Source organism: Rhizobium sp. BK591 (genome assembly GCF_014195045.1).
Taxonomy (GTDB): domain Bacteria; phylum Pseudomonadota; class Alphaproteobacteria; order Rhizobiales; family Rhizobiaceae; genus Rhizobium; species Rhizobium anhuiense.
Map to the genome: position 1 here is coordinate 546,696 of NZ_JACIAZ010000001.1, position 19,905 is coordinate 566,600.

The following is a 19,905-nucleotide window of genomic DNA, read 5'->3' on the forward strand; positions in this document are numbered from 1 at the left end:
GAAAGCAAACGCTGCACTGACCAACAGAACATTCAAGGATTGCGTGAGTCCCATGTCTGTCTCCTCGCGTTAACCGGCCAATAATATGTCTGAAATATGTCGGTTGGAAAGCGGATTTTATGCTGCGCTGCAGAAGGGATCAGTGGATAAGTCGAGTGCAGTTTCGGTAAGCCTCTGAAATAAATCGATAATTTTCGATGAATTTTTGTTCACAGATTTTAACATGCCGTTAAATCAGGCGATTTCGGATTTACTTATGCGCCCAAAACATGGCGGACCGGCAACCGGTTGAAAACATGCGGAATTCGCAACCGGTTCAGGCGGTTCTCAGCAGCAGGCGATAGGCGCGGCCGTCGAGAATGACGAGGCCGAAACCGATCAGCGCCATACCGGCAAATTCGCCAAGTGCAAGCCTTTCGCCAAGGAAAAGCACGCCGAGCAAGATGGCGCTCGGCGGCACCAACAGGGTGACAAGCGAGGCGTTGGTGGCGCCGGCCGCCGCCATGATCCGGAAATAGAGGATATAGCCGAAGGCGGTCGACAACAGCGCCAGCGCCAGGATGGCAAGCAGCGCTTCAAGCGGCGGTGCGGCCAGCGCCCAGGGGCGATCGGTGAGCAGCGACAGCGGCAGTGCAATCAGCGAGGACGCGGTCAACTGGCCGGCTGCGGTGACAGGGGCTGGAACATCCCTGAAGCGTTTGCCATAGGTGGCGGCGAAGCCATAGGAGATGGCGGCAAGCACGGGAAGCATCAGCGCCCAGAGCGGCGCTTCGCCACCAGCCGAGATGCCGGGGCCGATCAGCACGATCGTGCCGAGGAGGCCGACGAGGCAGCCGACGATCTTTGCCGGGGACAGTTTCTCGTCCGAGGTGAAGTGGTTGGCGATGAGCACGGTCCAGATCGGCGTCGTCGCATTCAGGATCGCCGCAAGGCCGGCGCCGATGCGGGTCTGGCCGAAGAAGATCAGCGCGTGCGGCAGAGCATTGTTGATGAGCCCGAGGATCAGGAACTCGCGCCATCGGGCCTTCAGGATCGCATAGAGGTCGAAACGGCCGGCGACATAGACATGCAGCGCCAGCGCTGCCAGCAGCAGCCTGAGGAAGACGAGGGTCAGGGGCGGCACGTGCTGGACGGCAATGCGGGCAAAGAAGAAGGAGGCGCCCCAGATCAGGCCGAGCAGGACCAGCAGGCCCCAGGTCCAGGCATTCATTCTGCTGTCCACGCCGGTTCCTCCACCGCAAGCCGTTCGTTTCGCCGAAAACCGGCACCGGTTTTCGGCGTGAAGCTTTAGCGCAGCAGGCGGATCGCGCCACCCGTTTCTTGCGAAACGGGCGGCAAGGTGTCAGCGGGGATCAGAGGGCGTTGAGAAGGGCAGGCGTCGCCCAGCCGTCGGCCGGCATGCCGAGGCGCTGCTGTTCCTTCTGGATCGCGACACGCGTGCCGGAGCCGAGGATGCCGTCGATCTCGCCGACATCATGGCCGAGCGACTGCAGCTTGGTCTGCAGCGCCTTCATCTGGTCGCTGGCGAGCCCCTGTTCCGGCACGCCCTTGAGATAGGGCTCGGCGCCGGAAAGACGCGTGCCGAAATAGGCGGCAGACGTCGTGTAGATAAACGACTTGTTCCATTCGAGATAGATTTTGAAATTCGGATAGGCGATGAAGGCCGGCCCCATGCGGCCCTGCGGCAGGACGAGGTCGCCTTCGAGGTTGCCGAAGGCGGTATTGCCGTCACGCGGCTTGACGCCGAGCGCAAACCATTCTCCCGCTTTCATCGTGCCGCCGAGGCCGGATTTCTCCCAGGGCAGGTTATCGGGCAGGGTCACTTCCTGCAGCCAGGGCTGGCCGCGCTCGAAGCCGAGATGCTGGATGAATTTGGCCGCCGTCAGAATGGCGTCCGGGCTGCTCTGCTTCAGGCGGATATGGCCATCACCATCGCCGTCCATGCCATAGGCGATGATGTCGCGCGGCAGCATCTGCACCTGGCCGATCTCGCCGGCCCAAGCGCCGGTATTGGTGGCGGGGTCGAGGTCGCCGTGTTGAACCATCTCGACCAGGGCGATCAGCTGCGGGCGAAAGAGTTCCGGGCGGCGGCAGTCATGCGCCAGCGTCACCAGGGCGTTGCGGGTGTTGAAATCGCCTTGGACGGCGCCGAAATCGGTCTCCATCGCCCAGAAAGCGGTGATGACGCCCGGGGGAACGCCGAATTCCTGCTCGGCGCGGGCAAAGACGTCGGCATATTGCTTCATCTTCTGGCGGCCGATGTCGAGGCGGCCCTGGCTGACGGTGCGCTGGGAGAATTCGAGGAAGGTCTGCTTGAAGACGCCCTGGGCGCGATCCCGGCTCAGCACCTTGGGGTCGATCTCGGCGCCGGCAAAAGCCTCGTCGGCGGCCGCCGCGCTGGCGCCGGCTGCGACCGCATCTTTCTTGACACCTTCGAGGAAGGCGGAGAGATCGCCGCCGCAGGGCGCTGCCGGGGCTGCGTCCGTGGCCTGCTGGGCGGCCGCGCCGCCTGCGAGGGCGAGGACAAACAGAAGGGCGAGTGCAGAGCGGCTTGCGAGCGAGCGGTGCATGGATACGGTCCTTATATCAAAAAGATTGCCGTCGCTTTCACAGATGAATGTGACGGAAGCAAGAAACATCGCAGGACGTTACTAAGAATTTCTATCCTTGGAAACGGCCGCGACCCAGTTGTTCCAGTTCTTTGCGCTGCCGGCAAAGACATTGATATCTGTGGGACCGCTGATGCCGGGGATAACGCCGGTGGAGGTATATTGCCAGAAGGCCCAGCGGCGGTCGGTATAGGTCACCTCAGGGTGTTTTGCCACCGAACGGACCCAGAAATGATAATCCTGGAAGTAGCCGGCGAGATTGTCGCGGTGGAAATCGACCGAGGTGTAGATGATCGGGCGCTTGCCGTAATAGGCCTCCAGCCGGTCCATGAAACGCTGCATTTCGGCGCGTACGGTTTCCGGATCGGGACGGTAGCGGCAGGTCTTCGATTCGGCGTTCCATTCGACGTCGAGCACCGGCGGCAGGCGCATGGCCTCCTTCGGCACGTTGCGGATGAACCAGTCTGCCTGCTGATCGGCCGAAGAGCAGAAATAATAGAAATGATAGGGAGCGTGCGGGATGCCGGCGGCGCGGGCTTCGCGCCAATATTCGTCGAAGCGCGGATCGACCCTGTCCTTGCCTTCGGTCGCCTTGATGAAGGCGAAGGCGACGCCGGAATTCTTGACCGTGCCCCAATCGATATCGCCCTGCCATTTGGAGATGTCGATGCCGTGGATCTGGTTCTGCTGCGGATGCTTCGGGCCGAAATCCTGCGGATCGGTGTCCTTGAAACGCGTCTTCGGCTTGATCGACGCCGTTTCGAGATAGTCGTAACCGGAAGAGGTGCAGCCGGCCAGCATGATAGCCAGGGGCAAAACGCAAAACAAAAGCCGGCGCATGGGCGTCCCGTCGTAACTCGAATGATCTCTTTGCCCCACAGCCTGACCTTCGAAAAAGACGAGTCGGCAGAGGAATAACCCTCTTTTCACCATATCAACGTAAAAAATCGGTTAGTTTCAAGCGAATTATCAGCGCTTGCTGATAATGGCCGCCCGCCAGGCATAACCGCCGCCAACGGTATCGAACAGCAATCTCGCGCTGTTTTCATGGGCTTGCGCTTCCAGGACCTCGCGCAAATCGGGCCGTGGAGTGACGTGGAATTTCGCAAGCCAGGCCTGCAGCATGCGCCGGAACCAGCCCGGCAGGCCTTCCTGCTGGCCGAAATCGACGATGTGCAGCTGGCCGCCGGGATTGAGTGCGGCGATTGCTGCATCGACGGCGCGTTCCCAGTCGGGGATCATCGACAGGGCATAGGAAATCAGGATGCGGTCGAAGCCGCTGACACCGAATTCGCGCGGCGTGAACGCCGTGGCGTCGGCGACGCGGAAGTCCGGGATCGTCGCCTTGGTGGCGAAGGTCTTGCGGGCCGAAATCAGCATTTCCTGAGAAATGTCGAGGCCGAACAGCTTGGCGGTCGGGAAATGCCGATGGGCGAAGGCCATGTTGCGTCCGGTGCCGCAGCCGACTTCGAGCAGCGTGCCGCCCTCCGGCACGTCGAGCTTGCGGATCGTGCTGTCGCGGCCGAGAAGGTAATATTTGCGGGTGAGGTCGTAGATATGGCGCTGATAGCGGTACATGCCATCCATCAGGCTGGCATGTTCGTCGCTCTTTCCTGCCGTCTCAGTGCCGACCTTGCTCACGCCTTCTTCCCGTAAATGTGGAAGCCGCCATAGATTGCCGAGCGATCGAGCGCCGTCAGCTCACGCGACTTCTCCTCGAAATAATCCCACTGGTCGCGGATCACCGGCGCCAGGCGGCCTTCGATGATGCTCTTTTCAGCGGCGGTGCGGAAAATCACGCGGGCGCCTTCGCGCGCCGTGCGAGTGATTTCCCGCCAGACGTCGTTCAACTGCTCGTCCGTCATCCAGTCCTGTGCGTCGAGCAGGATATAGCGGTCGCGCGAGGCGGCCGGCTCGCGGGCGAGCAACTCGGTGAAGCTGGCGTGGTGGACGTTGACGCGGTCGACATTGGCGCGGATCACCTGATAGTGTTCCGACTTCAGATAGGTCGGCAGCGGGCCTTCCTCTTCGGTGCCGTAGCGGCGGCCGAAGGCCTGCCAGGCGAAATAGTTGTCGCTCATCGGGAAATGACAGGCGAGCTTTTCCAGGCGGTGCTTCAGCACCGGCGCGATCGAATGATCGGCGGCAAGGCTTGCGAGTTCGTCATATTGCTGCGGCGGAATGCCGAGGCCGAAGAGCGAGCTCTTGCGGCCGGTAATCCAGCGCACGACCGGCTTTTCGAACAGCGGCGCGATCTGCTCGTCGAAGAACTGGCGCTGCTCGCGGATCGAGCGGGTCTTGGTCATCTCGCGCAGCTTGACGCCGTGCAGGCGGGCAAGAAGATGGGCCGCGCCGATGAAGCGGCCGAGCAGGCCGGTTTCGTAGATGTTGCGGTCGAAGACGGTGACGCGGCGACGGCCGAATTTGCGGCCGTTCCAGTAGCTGCGGGTCGCCTCATCGAGGCGGGCAGCGAGATGCTGGTCATAGGCGCGGCTGTTCGACTTCTCGTTCGGCATGGCCAGGAAGCGGACGAGATCGGCGTGGCCGGGAAGATGTTTGAAGGCCGCAAGCTTCAGGCGGTTCAGAGCGATATGGTGCGGGTTGAGGTCGACGACGTCGATCGAGGCCGGCGCCTTGGAGAGATAGGCGAGCATGTTGCAGCCGCCGGAGCCGATGGTGACGATGCGATGGTTGGGCTTCAGCTCCATCGCCTGCATGTCAAGATCCGGATCCTCCCAGATCTGCGGGTAGACGAGGCCGGAGAAGAGAAGACCGAAGAGACGTTCGGAAAAGCCGTCCTTCGAAAAAGCCTTGTGGCGGAGAAGGGCGTCCTTGAGTTTCCGGTTCTTGCGGAAGCCGGCATCCGGTGCAAATTCTGACATGAGTCTGTCACCTTTTTAGCGTTCAGGGCGTGTAGCGCGCCTCTGCTACAGTTTGATGACGTGGGCTGTGGGGCGCCGTTCTTCGGAGACTTCGACCGGCTCGGAAGACCGACCGGGATGGCTCTCCTGGGAAAGTGATCGGGACGACAGGCCTTCTTGGCTTTGGCCCCTTTTCGGCGCCTGCGATTCCTGCTTCTCTCCCGGCATGGAGGAATGCCATGCGATTTGTCCTGCGTATCCTGAAGGCGCTTGCTCTCCTTGTCGTTCTCGTCGTCTTCGTCGCCGCCGGCTGGCTTTTTATTCAGCCGCCGGAACTGCTGCGTGTCGGTGACGGTTACGCCGCCAAGATCGTCTGCTCCAACGTCTTCATCGCCGGTCGCGGCGCCGAGGATGTGCTCCATGACGACGTTCAGGCGCCCGGAAATCCGCTGCTGCGGCTGATACGCGTCAGCGTTGACCACGACAAGGAACGGGTGACGGCGCGCTTCATGGGGCTGTTTGCGCCAAGTTATGCGCTCTATCGCGGCGCCTTCGGCTGTACGAGCGTGCCGGACGGCGATTTCGAGGCGGCGGCGAAGGCCGTGCCCTTCGATGCGCCTGTTAAAATGGAGACGAGCGACGCCTTGTGGCCGGAGGGCGAGGGCACCGGCAATCCGGCGGACGGGAAGATTGCCGCACTGCTTGCCGATCCCGGAATTGCCGGCCCGGCAATGCGGGCGATCGTGGTGGTGCACAATGGCCGCGTCGTCGCTGAAGCCTATGGCCCCGGTTTCTCGGCGAAGACTCCGCTGATCGGCTGGTCGATGACGAAGACGGTGAACGCTGCGATTCTCGGCCGGCTGATGCTCGACGGCAAAATCTCCTTCGACGACGACGAACTGCTGGCGCAGTGGCAGAAGGATGCGCGCGCCAAGATCAAGGTGTCCGACCTGCTCGGCATGGAGAGCGGCCTTGCCTTCAACGAGGATTATGGCGATGTCGCCGATGTGACGCGCATGCTCTATCTCGATCCAGACATGGTGTCGCTGCCGGCCAATGCACCGATGGAGGCGCCGCCCGGCCAGCGCTTCCGCTATTCGAGCGGCACGGCCGTGCTGTTGTCGCGCATCTGGATGGACAGGGTCGGCAATCCACAGGCGGGCTTTTCCTATCCGCACGACGCGCTGTTTTCGCCGCTCGGCATGACGAGTGCGGTATTCGAACTCGATGCGCGCGGCACGTTTGCCGGCAGCTCCTATCTCTATGCGACGGCGCATGACTGGGCGCGCTTCGGGCAGTTCCTGCTGCAAGACGGCGTGTGGAATGACCGGCGACTGTTGCCGGAAGGGTTCGTCGGCGCCATGCGCACTCCGACGGTGGCTTCGAACGGACGTTATACGCAGGGCCAGGCCTGGCTCGCTCCTGGCGGCTCAAGCGCGGCGTTCGGACTGCCGGAGGATACGTTTTGGTTGACGGGGCATGACGGGCAGAGCATGGCGATCGTGCCCTCCGCCAATCTGGTCGTCGTCCGGCTCGGCCTGACGCCGAGCTGGCTCGGCTATCAGCCGCAGGTGCTTCTCAAGAAGATCCTGGCGGCCTTGCCGCAAGCGGGGGAGCCACAACAGCAGGCTGGGTCGCAGCAACAGGCGCAGCCGCAGCCATAGGCTGCGATCGCCGTCTCAGCAATGCTCGATGTCAGTAATTACCCTGGGCGATGTCGGTCATGCCCTTGCGCTTGGCGTCGTAATAATAGCCGCGCGCATAGAGGCGGACGGCATCGTCTTCCTTGCTGTCGGAGACGAGCCAGGCGCCACGCAGATATTTGGCGGCATATTTGATGTTGGTTTCGGCATCGAAGAGCCCGCCCGGGGCGCCGTCATAACCCATTGATTTGGCGGTGTTGTATTTGATCTGCATCAGGCCGAAATAGCCGCGCTTGTTGTAGGCCTTCGGATTGTAGCGGCTCTCGCGATGGACGATGCGGTGGAGCAGCGTCTCGGGAATTTCGTAGATCTTCGAGTATTTCTGGATGAGCTTGGTGACGAAGCTCTTCTCCACTGTCGGCGCGTCGTCTTTGTCGTCGTCGCTGAACATCGGGGGTGCCGTCGGCGGATCGATCGGCCCGGATTCGTCGAAACCGTAGTCCATGCTGGCACGCGGCGTGGTGTCGACGGCGGCAAGTGCTGCAAGCGCGCTGTTCTGCGGTGTCGCGGCAAAGGCAAGCTGCGTCGTCGGCTGTGCCGGCGTTCCCGGACGCGGCGTCGGCACGACGGACTGGATTGCCGTCATCTCGGGCGTCAGCGGGATCTGCGCATAGGCTGCAGGCTGTATGCCTGCCTGCATGGCGAGGTCGGTAGACTGAGAGCCTGTTACGGTTGGCATCGCCGTCGCAGTCAGGGAGGGGGATGGCTGGGGAATGGTGGCGCCGGCAACCGCCTGACCGGCAGCACCTTCGGCTGTCGGGATCGCGGCGAGTGTTTCATCTTCGCCGGGTTTCGGCATCGGCACCACGGTCTGGGCGGCAGTCAGTTCGGCCTGCGATGTGTATTCGACGCTCGTGCATCCCGTCATCACACCGCAGAGTATCGTGGAAACGACAAGACTGCGTTTCAGGCCGGATAATCCGATCGCTACCATTCCGCCACTTTCGTGAAATCGCGCCGCCCCGGCTGCGTATAAAAGTTACCAAAAACCTTAAGCCCTGGTGACCCCATTAACCTATTCGTGGCATTCCGGCAACCACGCAATATTTCTATGCTGCAATACGGCGATACCCGGCGGTTACGGCGCCTGCAGCGATCAGCAGGGTGCCTCCCGTTCGGTTTACGGCGCGCTGGATGCTCGCCTTGCGAATCAGTCCGCGCGCGGTATGGGCGAGAAACGCGTAGGTGGAGGCGTTGAGGATCGCCAGCACGAGGAAGGTCGCTTCCATGATCGCCATCTGGCCGACGAAGGGCAGGGCCGGATTGAGGAACTGCGGCACGAAGGCGACGAAGAAGATGATGCTCTTCGGATTGAGGGCGGTGACGACATAGGCGTGGAGGAAGATCTTGAGCGACTTTTCCTCCGGCAGATTGTCGTTGTCGGCAACCGGTTCGCCGATGATGGGAGCCCGCCAGAGCTTGACTCCCAGATAGATCAGGTAGGCGCCGCCGATCCACTTCAACACGGTGAAGAGGGTGGCGGAGGCGGCCAGAACGGCACCGAGACCGAAGAGGGAAGCCGTCATCGCGGTGAAGTCACCAAGCGCCACGCCGCTCACCGTCGCAAACGCCGTCCTGCGCCCATGACCGAGCGCATAGGAAACGACGAGCAGTATCGTCGGCCCCGGTATGGCCAGCATGATGGCCGATGCCGCCGCAAAAGCGAGCCAGGCTTCAAATGACATGGTGTCTCCTCCTATTCCTCAGGAACAAGCAAAGACATCATATTAACCATCCGTCAATCACGCTTCTTTGTATTTCTGACCTATATTGTCCATGACTTCGGCAAACCATGCCGTCGACAGGTCAAAAGCCTTGCCGCCCTTGATGCGCGGGAATTCTATAGTGCGCAACTTACCGTTCTGCGCTTCGTCATGGCCGGTGACGCCGGAGACTTTATTGAGCGCGCTTTCGACGGCGAGATCGACCATGCTCTGGATCAGCCTGAGGTCGTCGCCGTTGGCCGGCGCCGAGCGGGCGAAATAGCCTGATTTCTGCACAAGGGAACGTTCGGCATTCAGGAGGTTGGCGAACTGCTTCTGGAACCAGGCGCCGACATTGATCGTGTCGATCTTCACATGGCCGAAGGCGTCACGCTTGACGGTTTCGCCGGCGGCTTCCCGCTCGGCGACGATGGCGTCGAGGCAGGCGCCTTCCGAGACGAAGACCGTGGCGTGGCCGTTGCGGTCCATGCTTTCCTTCAGGCGGGCGGCCTCGGCGTCGAGGTCGAAGGCCATCTCAGGCAGGTAGACGGCGTCGATGCTCTTCAGATGCGCATCCATCATCAGGCCGTCGACATACTGGTTGCGGCTGGTGCGCTGGAGATAGGCGCGGGCGGTGGCGGCCGTCAGCCAGCCGCAATGGCGGCCCATGACTTCGTGGATGACGAGGGTGCGGGGTGCGGCCGTCTGCTCGTTGCTGACATTGTCGAAGAAATGCGCGCCGACTTCGGCGGCCGTCCAGGCGCCGAGCGACTGGCGGATCGGGACGACGTCGTTGTCGACCGTCTTCGGCAGGCCGACGACGGTGAGATTGTAGCCGTTGGCGGCGAGGTAGGCGGCAAGGTCGGCGGCTGTGGTGTTGGTGTCGTCGCCGCCGATCGTGTGGAGAATGGTGATGCCGTCATTGGCAAGGCGTTCGGCGGCGACCCGCAGCGGGTTCTCGCCTTCCTTGACCAGGCCGCGCTTGACGCAGTCGGCGGCATTGGTGAGCTTGACGCGGCTGTTGCCGATCGGCGAGCCGCCGTAACGGTGCAGCAGCGGCGCCTTTTCGCGCATCTCGCGGGTGATCGCGATGCTGTCGCCGGTGAGCACGCCCTGGTATCCGGACTTGTAGGCGACGATATCGAGATCGGGCGCGACGTCGCTATAGCGTTCGATGAGACCGCCGACGGCGGAAGAAAGACAGGGTGCCAGGCCTCCGGCGGTCAGCATTGCGACTTTCTGCTTGGCCATGATCCCTCCTATGGCGTTTCGGTGCGGTGGCGTTAGCTAACGCATGGATGCGGCAGGGAAAGGGGCCTGTAAAGTAAAGAATTTACGAAAAATGCGCCTTTATGCCGAGTTGGGCCGCGAAGATGGCAGGAAGTAATGATATAATCGTTTCAAGCCCGATCTGCGTGTCGGGAACTGTTGTGGAAATTTCCGTCGCGCACTCCGGATTCACCTGCACGGGCGATGCGCCGGCGATCGTCAGCCGTTGCCATACGAGATGAAAGCGGGCGCCGTGAATCGTTTGCTGCGGTGCGACAATTACCAAATCGTGAAAACTGTGTTCGGCCCTACGACCAATAGTCGCCTTGCAAAGGCTGCGATTCTTTGGTCAAGCTGTTTGCTATAAGTTGACAAGTCTGTGAGATTTTCGATGTCCTTCTGGGAAAAACTGTTGAATGCCATTGGCAATACCGCGGGCAATGCGTTGTCTGCGGTGGTCGAGGCTATCCGTACGGTTTTCGAAGGCGATCCCGAGACCCGGCGTAAGGTGGCTTTCTCCGTGGCGATCATCGCGCTGTCGGCCAAGATGGCCAAGGCCGACGGCATCGTCAGCGAGAAGGAGGTCGAAGCCTTCCGCGAAATCTTCGAATTCCCTGAGGATCAGGCCAAGAACGTCGCCAGGCTTTACAACCTCGCTCGCCAGGATGTCGCCGGCTACGAAGCCTATGCCGAACGGCTCTCCACGCTCTGCGTTACCTGTGCGGCCAATTGCCCGGTGCTGGAAGACGTGCTCGACGGCCTCTTCCACATCGCCAAAGCCGATGGGCTGATCCACGAGAAGGAACTGAATTTCCTGCACCATATCGGCGAGATCTTCCAGATGAGCGAAACCCGCTTCGAGCAGATCGCCGCCCGCCACGTCTCGTCCGGCGGCGATCCCTATAAGGTGCTCGGCGTCTCGCCTTCGGATGATTTCCCGACCATCCGCCGCCGTTACCGTGGCCTCGTCAGCGAACATCATCCCGACAGGCTGATCTCGCGCGGCGTGCCGAAGGAATTCCATGTCATCGCCAATGAACGCATGGCGGCGCTGAATGCGGCCTATGCGGCGATCGAGAAGGAACGCCGCGCCGCATGACCTCTTTCGAGGCCGATTGCAGGAGCGCCCGCGTGCAGCCTTCGCCGAACCACGGCGAGCGGGCAGACGGGCGCCGTCCGGATATGATCCTGCTGCATTATACCGGCATGCCGACGGCAGATGGTGCGCTCGACTGGCTCTGTCGCGCCGAGAGCCAGGTTTCCAGCCATTATTTCGTGCATGAGAACGGCGAGGTGGTGCAGCTCGTGCCGGAAATACGGCGTGCCTGGCACGCGGGAAAAAGTAGCTGGCACGGCGAGACGGATATCAATTCGCTGTCGATCGGCATCGAGATCGCCAATGCCGGCCATCCCGGCGGGCTCCCGGATTATCCAAAAGAGCAGATCGCCGCGGTGATTGAATTGTGTCGCGACTGTGTCAAACGTTGGTCGATCGCGCCGGAACGGGTGCTTGGGCATTCCGATGTCGCCCCGATCCGCAAGGTCGATCCGGGCGAGAAATTCCCCTGGGCCGAGCTCCACCGGGCGGGTGTCGGGCACTGGGTCGAGCCGGCAAAGATCACCGGTGGACGGTTCTTCCAATGCGGCGATGCCGGCCAGCCTGTCGAAGCGCTGCAGTCGATGCTGTCGCTCTATGGTTACGGCACTGAAATTACAGGCGAATTTTCCGAAAAAATGGCGGGCGACGTGGAGGCTTTCCAGCGCCATTTCCGGCCCGAAAGGGTGGATGGCATCGCCGATTTCTCGACGATCGACACGCTGCACCGGCTGCTATCGACGCTGCCGCGTTATTCCTGATCGGAACAGCCTGATATCAGGAGCGGATTCCTCGCGGCCGGCGAGAAAACCGCCTCGCCACATCATTTCCCTATTATCTCCTCATTGCGATGGTCTAAGGACGCCCGCTGAACGGCGCTCACGGCTGTTTTCAAGTGTAACCATGAGCGCCAAATGAAACGATAAGAATTGCTACGGAACGCGATCAGTCCTTGCTCGCGTGTGACCGAATGACGGCGAGGCGCGCAGTCCTGCAATTCTTTGGGTCGGAGTGAAGAGACTATATGAAGAAGTTGATTGTTGGCGCTGCGGCGTGCTTCGGCATGCTGCTGGCGGGGTATAACTTTGCCTCGGCGAATGATGATTGGGGCGTCAGGGCGCAAACCATCCCGCTGAAGACCGTCGACCGCCAGAGTGGCTATGCCATGCCCGACTTTTCCGCCAGCATTCCCTATGCCGCGCTGATCAATAAATATGCCGCCGAATACGACGTGCCCGTCGCACTCGCCCAGGCTGTCGTACGCGTCGAGAGCAATTTCAATCCGAATGCCCGCGGCAGTGCCGGCGAAGTCGGCCTGATGCAGATCAAGCCGGCGACGGCGCGGATGATGGGATATTCCGGCACGAGGAAGGGCCTGTTCGATCCCGAGACCAACATCAAATACGGCATGAAATATCTGGCGGCCGCCCATCAGCTCGGCGGCGGGCAGACCTGCAACACGATCCTGAAATACAATGCCGGCCATGCCGCCACGCGCATGAACCCGGTGTCGAAGACCTATTGCGGCAAGGTCCTGGCGATGCTCGACTGAGCATAGCTCGGCGCGTCCCGGCAAAATTGCCTTGCGGCAATTTTGCCGTATGATGGAGCGCACTTGCCGTGATATTCCGCCTTGAAAACAAGGTGGGACATGGCAGTCGATTTCAGCTTCATCATCATCGGACGCGGCATGATGGGTGCCGCCGCCGCACGGCATCTCTCCTCAATGGCCGACGGCATCGCGCTGATCGGCCCGCGCGAGCCGGAAGAGCGCAAGGCCCATCATGGCGTCTTCGCCAGCCATTACGACGAAGCCCGCATCACCCGCACCTTCGATGGCAATCTGGCCTGGGGAAGCTTCGCCGCCCGCGCGCTCGACCGCTACCGCGAGATCGAGGCAAAGAGCGGCATTTCCTTCTATTCTGAGGTCGGCTGCCTTTTTGCCGGCCCGACCCCGACGGATGAGCAGGACTATATCAACCGGGCGCTGTCCGTCAGCCGGACGCTCGGCAGCGATATCGAGACCATCGCGCCGTCGGAACTTCGCCAACGTTTTCCCTATCTTGCCATCGATCCTGATTTCACAGGATATTTCGAGCGCAGACGCGCCGGCTACATCAACCCACGGGCGCTGGTGCGGGCGCAGGTTACGCTTGCCGAGCAGGGCGGCGTCTCGCTGATCGAGGCAATCGCGACATCCGTGCGTGATGCCGGTTCCCATGTCGAGGTGACAGCCGGCGGCAGATGCTACAGCGCCGAGCGCGTGCTGGTGGCCGCCGGCGGTTTCAGCAATTTCCATGCCCTGCTGCCGCGTCCGGTCGATACCAGGGTCATGGCGCGCACGGTGGCCTTCTACGAGATCGGTGAACGCGAGATGGCTGTTTTCGCGGACATGCCGTCGACGATCGTGCTCGGTGACCGGGAAGAGGATCACATCTATATCCTGCCGCCGGTGCGTTATCCCGATGGCAAAACCTATCTGAAACTCGGCGGCGACACCGAGGCGCTTTCTTTCGAGCGGTTGGAGGATGCCGGCGCGTGGTTCCGTTCCGACGGCAGCGCCGCTGAGCGCGATCATCTCTCGCGTGTCGCCTTGCAGTTGATGCCGGAGCTTGCCGGCTGCCGCGTGACCTCGGCGCCCTGCGCGGCGAATTTCACGCCGACCGGTTATCCCTATGTAGGATATACGCAGTCGCCGCGTATTGCGGTGCTGACCGGCGGCAATTTCGTTGCAGCCAAATCCTCCGACGAACTCGGGCGCCTCGGAGCGGTGCTGCTGGCGGAAGGGCAGCTCGGGGATGAGGATTTCGGCCGCGAACTGACGCCCGTTTTCGCCTAGGAGGACATGATGGCAGTCGATTTCAAATATATCGTCGTCGGCCGCGGGCTGATGGGGGCGGCGGCGGCGCGGCATCTGGCGCGGCAGGCGGACGGCGTCGCGGTGATCGGCCCGGACGAGCCTGGTGATCGCAAGGCGCATCAGGGCGTCTTCGCCAGCCACTACGACGAGGGGCGCATCACCCGCACCATCGATCCCGACCGCAATTGGGCGCTGCTCGCCAACCGCTCGATCGGCCGTTATGGCGAGATCGCCCGCGACAGTGGCGTCGACTTTTATCGCGAGGCAGGCTGTGTTGTCGTCGCGCCGAGGGCAAGCGATTATCTCGAGAGAACCCGGCAGGCGGCCGTCTCGCTCGGCGTCGAGACCCGCCTTCTCGATGGAGCGGGCCTGAAGGCTGCCTTTCCCTTCTTCGCCTTTCCTGATGATGGCGCCGGTGTCTTCGAGGTGAGAGGGGCCGGCCATATCAGCCCGCGCAAGCTGGTGAAGGCGCAGTCGCTGCTGGCGGAAAAGGCGGGCGCCACCATCATTCGCGACCACGTCGTCTCGATCCGCAGCGAGGGCGGCTTTGCCGTCGTCAAGACATCAGGCGGCCTGACCTATCGTGCTGAAAAGGTGCTGCTGGCGGCGGGCGGATTTTCCATTGCCGAGAATCTGTTGTCGCGGCCGGTTGCCCTGACGGTTTATGCCCGGACCGTGACGCTGTTCGAGGTGAGCGAGACGGAGGCGGCGCGCCTAGCCGCCATGCCGTCGCTCATTGTCGATACGCCCGACATCCATATCTACCTGCTGCCGCCGATCCTTTATCCCGACGGCAAATTCTACCTGAAGATCGGTGGCGACCCTGACGATGTGACACTCAGCGACGATACGGAAATGCGTGCCTGGTTCAAGACGGAAGGGCGCGACAGCGTGCGCGCGCATCTTCAACGCATCGTTGCCGGTCTGGTGCCTGATCTGGCGCCGCTTTCGATATCGACGGCGGCCTGCGTCGTGTCGCAGACGGAAAGCGGCTATCCGATGATCGGCTACACCTCGTCGCCTGAGATCGCGGTGTTGACGGGCTGCGCCGGCACGTCGGCCAAGAGCTCCGACGAAATCGGCCGGCTTGGGGCTGAGCTGCTTTTGTCGGGCAGAATCAGCGAACAAGGCTACTCCACGGATTTCACACCGCAATTTCGATAAATAATTTTTGATTTCGATAGCAATTGCCATCTCTCTCGTTTATGGGACCCCTGCCAGTTGGCCGGGCAGCCGCGCTTTACCAATGCCGAAAGGCGGTAGGGTGAGGAAAGTCCGGGCTCCACGGAAACACGGTGCCGGATAACGTCCGGCGAGGGCGACCTCAGGGAAAGTGCCACAGAAAGCAAACCGCCTGTCATGACAGGTAAGGGTGAAAGGGTGGGGTAAGAGCCCACCGCATCTCCGGCAACGGAAATGGCACGGTAAACCCCACCGGGAGCAAGACCGAATAGGGATGACGCGGCGGGCCGAAAGGCCTTCCGGCCGGTTTCCAGGCCAGTCATCCGGGTGGGTTGCGCGAGGCAGCGTGCGAGCGCTGTCCCAGAGGAATGGCTGCCACGTTCCGGTTCACGCCGGAGCCATACAGAACCCGGCTTACAGGCCAACTGGCGATTAACTTTTGTGGCGCGGAAAACCCACGATTTCAGACATCACTTCCATATAAGCCTCTGAAATCGAATGATTTCAAGCGGATGCTCATGCAACCCCGCGAGTGGAAATTCTTTTTGCGAAAGTGTGGTTGCGCGCCTCCTGCGGGAGGGTGATCCTAACCCTTTGTTAAACTTAACGGCTTATAAATTTTTGATCATGCGTCTATTGCAAAACGGGCGCATCCCATTGACGCCCATATGGTCCCATGCTATCCCAAATGCGCACTGCACCAGGGCAATCATTTGCCCATTCATCGCAAAGCAAAGGCGTCTTCCTCTCCGGAAGCGTCGGACGGGTTTTTGCTCATCCGGCTTGCGAAGCTGTGTCTGATATTGGGAGTTTCGGGCGTCTTTTTGTCCGGATCCCTGCGGGAACGGATGTTTCGTGTAATGAGCCGCTTCCTATCGAACGCGACCAACAGGATCGATGCCAAGGGCCGGGTTTCCGTGCCGTCGGCGTTCCGTTCCGTGCTGGCGCAGCGCAATGTCCAGGAGCTCTATTGCTTTCAGGATTTTGTGTTTCCGGCGATCAGCGTCGGCGGTCCGGATCTTCTCGAGAGATTCGAACGGCAGATTGCTGCGGAGGATCCGTTTTCGCCGGATGCGAACGAGATGTCGCTTCTCATTCATGGAGGCGGGGTCTTCATGAAGCTCGACGCCGAGGGGCGGCTGATGGTCACGGATTTCATTCGCGGCTTTACCGGCATCTCGGACGAAGTGACTTTCGTCGGTCGGGCGGATCATTTTCAGCTGTGGCAGCCGCAGGCTTTTGTGGCTGCGCAGGCGCAGGCACGAGGGGAACGCAAGCTGGCGGGCAAGCGTTCCTGAAAGAACGAGGAAACGGAATGGTGGCGAATCCTGGCGGAGGTTCAACTGATGCCGGTGGCGGATCGGTTCGTCACATTCCCGTTCTTCTCGAAGAGGTCCTTGCGGCGCTGGCGCCGGCTTCCGGCAAACTCATCCTCGACGGTACATTCGGTGCGGGCGGTTACAGCTCGGCCATCCTGGCGGCCGGCGCCGAGGTGATCGCGCTCGACCGCGACCCCACGGCGATTGCGGCTGGCCAAGCAATGGTCGCCGCCCATGGCGGCCGTCTCAAGCTTATTCATTCGCAGTTCTCGCATCTTGCCGATCATGCGCCGCGAGGCGGGCTCGACGGCGTCGTGCTCGATATCGGCGTCTCCTCCATGCAGATCGACGAGGCGGAACGCGGCTTCTCCTTCCAGAAAAACGGACCGCTCGACATGCGCATGTCGGCGACAGGCGTTTCGGCCGCCGATGTCGTCAACCGCGCCAAGGTCGCCGATCTCATCCGCATCTTCCATTTTCTCGGCGAGGAAAGCCAGGCGCCGCGCATCGCCCATGCGATCGAGAAGCGCCGCGCCGAAAAGCCGTTCGAAACGACACGCGATCTCGCCGGTCTCATCGAGCTCGTCACGCCGCGCAAGATGAAGGACAAGATCCATCCGGCAACGCGCGTCTTCCAGGCGCTGCGCATCTTCGTCAACGACGAGCTTGGCGAGCTGGCGCAAGCGCTGTTTGCGGCGGAGACGGCGCTGAAACCCGGCGGGCGGCTCGTCGTCGTCACCTTTCATTCGCTCGAAGACCGCATCGTCAAGAAATTCTTCTCCGACCGCGCCGGCAAGGCGTCGGGTTCGCGGCATCTGCCGGTCGCGCATGAACGGGCGGCAACCTTTGCGGCCATCGGCAAGCCGATGGTTTCGGCAAGCGAGGCGGAGGCGGAGATCAATCCGCGCGCCCGCTCCGCCAAGCTGCGCGCCGGCCTGAGGACGGACGCTGCGGCCGAGGCCGCGGATATGTCGCTCTTCGGGTTTCCCAATCTTGCCAGCCTCGGAAAGCTTGGTGGTTGATATGCTGAAAACCTTCGATCTCGTGCTCATCGGCGTCATGACGGCCACCGCCGCCGTGACCTACACGATCAAACATCGCGCCGAATTGAAGCTCGAGGAGGTTCATCGCCTCGAAGCCGAGATCAAGCTCGAGAAGGATACGATCGACCTCCTCAAGGCCGACTGGGCGCTGCAATCGCAGCCGAACCGGCTGGAGCGGCTGGTCAAGGCCTATAATGACGAATTGCAGCTGCAGCCGACGGCGTCGACGGCGCTGGTGCATGCCAAGGAATTGCCGATGCTGAAATCCGAGGTTCCCGTGCCCGACGTGACGGAGGCCAAAGCCAACGGCGCGGCCGGAGCGGGCGCCAAGGGCGCGACCGTGGCCAGCGCCAAAGGCGCGACTGGTACCTCCAAGATACAGCCCATTCCCCAGCCTGCGCCGCGTGGCGCGGCGGAGCCGCACGGCGCAGTGGCGCCTGATGGCGGGGCGGAGGACGACGCAGGCGCAGACGAGATCGAAACGGGGTCGGTGGAATAATGTCGTTTCTTTCCCGCATCATGGTTTTGAAGAGCCAAGCGCATTTCTCCGCCGGCGTCTATAACCGGTTCGGCGGTCCTTCGCCCGCCGGCCTGGCGATCGAGGGATCGCGCAAGAAAAAATCAGGACAGGCGAAAAGCCGCGTCGGCCTGCTGATTCTTGGCTTCATGGGTGTCTACGTCATTATCGGCGGACGTCTCGTCGAATATGCGATGAAGGATCAGGAGGTCGTCTCCAGCATCCTGCCGCCCGACCGGCTGATGGCCTCGCGCCCCGACATTCTCGACCGCAACGGCGAGGTGCTGGCGACCGACATCCGTACCGTCTCGCTGTTTGCCGAGCCCAACAAGATCGTCGATGCCGATGAGGCGGTCGAGAAACTTGCAACGGTGCTGCCCGAACTCGACGTCAGGGACACCTATAAGAAGCTCTCGGTCAAGACCTCGCATTTTGCCTGGCTGCGCCGGCAGCTGACGCCGAAGCAGCAGAGCCAAATCCTGGCGCTCGGCATTCCCGGCATCGGCTTCCGTCCGGAGAAGCGCCGTTTCTATCCGGGCGGCTCGACCGCCGCGCATATCCTCGGCTACGTCAACATCGACAACCGCGGCGTCGCCGGCATGGAGAAATATATCGACGACCAGGGACTTGCCGATCTCGCCTCGGTCGGCATGACCAGTGACCAGCCGCTCGAGCCGGTGCGGCTTTCGATCGACCTGCGCGTGCAGAACATCGTCCGCGACGCGGTCGTCAACGCCGTCAACAACTTCCAGTCCAAGGGGGCGGGAGCCGCCGTCATCGACGTGCACACGGGAGAAGTGCTGGCGATGGCGTCGGCGCCGGATTTCGATCCGAACGATCCGCAGGAAGGCGCCAAGGAAGGTTGGCTCAACCGGATGACCAACGGCACCTTCGAAATGGGCTCGACCTTCAAGACCTTTTCGCTGGCCATGGCGCTCGACACCGGCAAGGTCAAAATGACCGACAGTTTCGACGCCAGCAAATCGATCTATATCGGCGGCTTCACCATCCACGATTTTCACGGGCAGCGCCGCTGGCTGACCGTCCCCGAGATTTTCCAGTATTCTTCGAATATCGGTACGGCGCGCGTCATCGACATCGTCGGCATCGACGCGCAGAAGGACTACCTGACCAAGTTCGGCCTGTTGACGAAGATGCAGACCGAGCTGCCCGAAGTGAAGATGCCGAGCCAGCCGCGTGTCTGGAAGAAGATCAATTCGATCACGATTTCCTTTGGCCACGGCGTCTCGACGACAGCGCTGCAGACAGGGGTCGCCGCCGCCGCCCTCGTCAACGGCGGCAAGCTGATCGAGCCGACATTCCTGCCGCGCACGCGCGAACAGGCCGATCAGATCGCCACGCAGGTGATCAAGAAGTCGACCAGCGACAACATCCGCTATCTCCTCGACTTCAACGGATACAAGGGATCCGGACGTGTCGCCCGCGTGCCGGGCTTTGCCGTCGGCAGCAAGACCGGTACCGCCGACAAGGTGGTGAATGGGCGTTATTCGGCGACGCTGAATTTCAATTCCTTCATTGCCGCATTCCCGATCAATGATCCCAGATACGCCGTGATCACCTTCTGCGACGAGCCGAAGACCGGTGAGAAGCAATATGGCGGAACGATCTCTGCCGGTACGGCCGGCCCGATCGCTCGTGAGATCATCAGCCGCGCAGCCCCCATTCTCGGCATCGAGCCGAAATTCGGGGAGGGCGGTTCGGCCTTGCTGGTGTCTTATTGAG

The 19,905-nt window shown here is 61.7% G+C and carries 18 protein-coding genes and 1 other RNA gene; 11 read left to right on the forward strand and 8 right to left on the reverse strand.

The annotated features are described in order from the left end of the window. Window positions 1-316 precede the first annotated feature (316 nt). From FHX10_RS02575 to FHX10_RS02595, 5 genes are all read right to left on the reverse strand, one after another. Window positions 317-1,222 (reverse strand): DMT family transporter, encoded by a 906-nt coding sequence (locus tag FHX10_RS02575; protein ID WP_183844628.1) that lies wholly within the window; start codon window positions 1,220-1,222, stop codon window positions 317-319. Between the two features lie 130 nt (window positions 1,223-1,352). Next, window positions 1,353-2,570, reverse strand: a complete 1,218-nt coding sequence (locus FHX10_RS02580) for a lytic murein transglycosylase (RefSeq protein WP_183844629.1) — start codon at window positions 2,568-2,570, stop codon at window positions 1,353-1,355. Between the two features lie 81 nt (window positions 2,571-2,651). After that, entirely contained in the window at window positions 2,652-3,449 is a 798-nt protein-coding gene (locus FHX10_RS02585; protein ID WP_047610975.1) for a GH25 family lysozyme, read from the reverse strand. A gap of 129 nt (window positions 3,450-3,578) precedes the next feature. Beyond that, a complete protein-coding gene (locus tag FHX10_RS02590) occupies window positions 3,579-4,250 on the reverse strand; it encodes a class I SAM-dependent methyltransferase (protein ID WP_183844630.1) in 672 nt (223 codons plus the stop codon). Continuing rightward, a complete protein-coding gene (locus FHX10_RS02595) occupies window positions 4,247-5,491 on the reverse strand; it encodes a DUF3419 family protein (RefSeq protein ID WP_132572603.1) in 1,245 nt (414 codons plus the stop codon). Before FHX10_RS02595 ends, FHX10_RS02590 begins: the two co-directional genes overlap by 4 nt. A 218-nt stretch (window positions 5,492-5,709) precedes the next feature. On the opposite strand from FHX10_RS02595, the gene FHX10_RS02600 reads away from it, so the two are divergent. Next, on the forward strand, window positions 5,710-7,134 hold the full coding sequence (locus FHX10_RS02600; RefSeq protein WP_132572600.1) for a serine hydrolase domain-containing protein: 1,425 nt from the start codon (window positions 5,710-5,712) through the stop codon (window positions 7,132-7,134). 31 nt (window positions 7,135-7,165) lie between these two features. Here the strand turns inward: FHX10_RS02600 and FHX10_RS02605 are convergent, their stop codons facing one another. The 3 genes from FHX10_RS02605 to FHX10_RS02615 all read right to left on the reverse strand — a co-directional run bounded on the left by FHX10_RS02605 (window position 7,166) and on the right by FHX10_RS02615 (window position 10,127). Beyond that, a complete protein-coding gene (locus tag FHX10_RS02605) occupies window positions 7,166-8,107 on the reverse strand; it encodes a lytic transglycosylase domain-containing protein (protein ID WP_184389087.1) in 942 nt (313 codons plus the stop codon). Window positions 8,108-8,222: 115 nt separating this feature from the next. Beyond that, on the reverse strand, window positions 8,223-8,858 hold the full coding sequence (locus FHX10_RS02610; RefSeq protein ID WP_029867949.1) for a LysE family translocator: 636 nt from the start codon (window positions 8,856-8,858) through the stop codon (window positions 8,223-8,225). A gap of 57 nt (window positions 8,859-8,915) precedes the next feature. Beyond that, window positions 8,916-10,127 carry a pyrophosphate--fructose-6-phosphate 1-phosphotransferase gene (locus FHX10_RS02615; RefSeq protein WP_029867950.1) on the reverse strand — a complete coding sequence of 404 codons (1,212 nt, stop codon included), beginning with the start codon at window positions 10,125-10,127 and terminating at the stop codon, window positions 8,916-8,918. 409 nt (window positions 10,128-10,536) lie between these two features. Here FHX10_RS02615 and FHX10_RS02620 point away from each other — a divergent pair, with 409 nt between their 5' ends. The 10 genes from FHX10_RS02620 to FHX10_RS02665 all read left to right on the forward strand — a co-directional run bounded on the left by FHX10_RS02620 (window position 10,537) and on the right by FHX10_RS02665 (window position 19,904). After that, complete coding sequence (locus tag FHX10_RS02620; RefSeq protein WP_029867953.1) at window positions 10,537-11,244, forward strand: J domain-containing protein; 708 nt, start codon at window positions 10,537-10,539, stop codon at window positions 11,242-11,244. After that, complete coding sequence (locus tag FHX10_RS02625; RefSeq protein ID WP_029867954.1) at window positions 11,241-12,002, forward strand: N-acetylmuramoyl-L-alanine amidase; 762 nt, start codon at window positions 11,241-11,243, stop codon at window positions 12,000-12,002. The genes FHX10_RS02620 and FHX10_RS02625 overlap by 4 nt, the downstream gene beginning before the upstream one ends. Before the next feature lie 263 nt (window positions 12,003-12,265). Continuing rightward, the gene (locus FHX10_RS02630; RefSeq protein WP_029868443.1) at window positions 12,266-12,793 is read left to right on the forward strand and encodes a lytic transglycosylase domain-containing protein; all 528 of its coding nucleotides are present in this window, start codon (window positions 12,266-12,268) and stop codon (window positions 12,791-12,793) included. Between the two features lie 99 nt (window positions 12,794-12,892). Further along, window positions 12,893-14,080 carry an NAD(P)/FAD-dependent oxidoreductase gene (locus FHX10_RS02635; RefSeq protein ID WP_029868444.1) on the forward strand — a complete coding sequence of 396 codons (1,188 nt, stop codon included), beginning with the start codon at window positions 12,893-12,895 and terminating at the stop codon, window positions 14,078-14,080. 9 nt (window positions 14,081-14,089) lie between these two features. Continuing rightward, on the forward strand, window positions 14,090-15,265 hold the full coding sequence (locus FHX10_RS02640) for an NAD(P)/FAD-dependent oxidoreductase (RefSeq protein ID WP_063474583.1): 1,176 nt from the start codon (window positions 14,090-14,092) through the stop codon (window positions 15,263-15,265). A gap of 53 nt (window positions 15,266-15,318) precedes the next feature. After that, window positions 15,319-15,716, forward strand: an RNA gene (gene rnpB, locus FHX10_RS02645) — RNase P RNA component class A. 427 nt (window positions 15,717-16,143) lie between these two features. Next, window positions 16,144-16,581 (forward strand): division/cell wall cluster transcriptional repressor MraZ, encoded by a 438-nt coding sequence (gene mraZ / locus FHX10_RS02650; protein ID WP_024320776.1) that lies wholly within the window; start codon window positions 16,144-16,146, stop codon window positions 16,579-16,581. Window positions 16,582-16,598: 17 nt separating this feature from the next. Then, complete coding sequence (gene rsmH, locus FHX10_RS02655; RefSeq protein WP_063474584.1) at window positions 16,599-17,624, forward strand: 16S rRNA (cytosine(1402)-N(4))-methyltransferase RsmH; 1,026 nt, start codon at window positions 16,599-16,601, stop codon at window positions 17,622-17,624. A 1-nt stretch (window position 17,625) separates the two neighbouring features. Then, entirely contained in the window at window positions 17,626-18,144 is a 519-nt protein-coding gene (locus FHX10_RS02660) for a hypothetical protein (protein ID WP_063474585.1), read from the forward strand. Beyond that, window positions 18,144-19,904 (forward strand): peptidoglycan D,D-transpeptidase FtsI family protein, encoded by a 1,761-nt coding sequence (locus FHX10_RS02665; protein ID WP_047610954.1) that lies wholly within the window; start codon window positions 18,144-18,146, stop codon window positions 19,902-19,904. The genes FHX10_RS02660 and FHX10_RS02665 overlap by 1 nt, the downstream gene beginning before the upstream one ends. Window position 19,905: the final 1 nt, after the last annotated feature.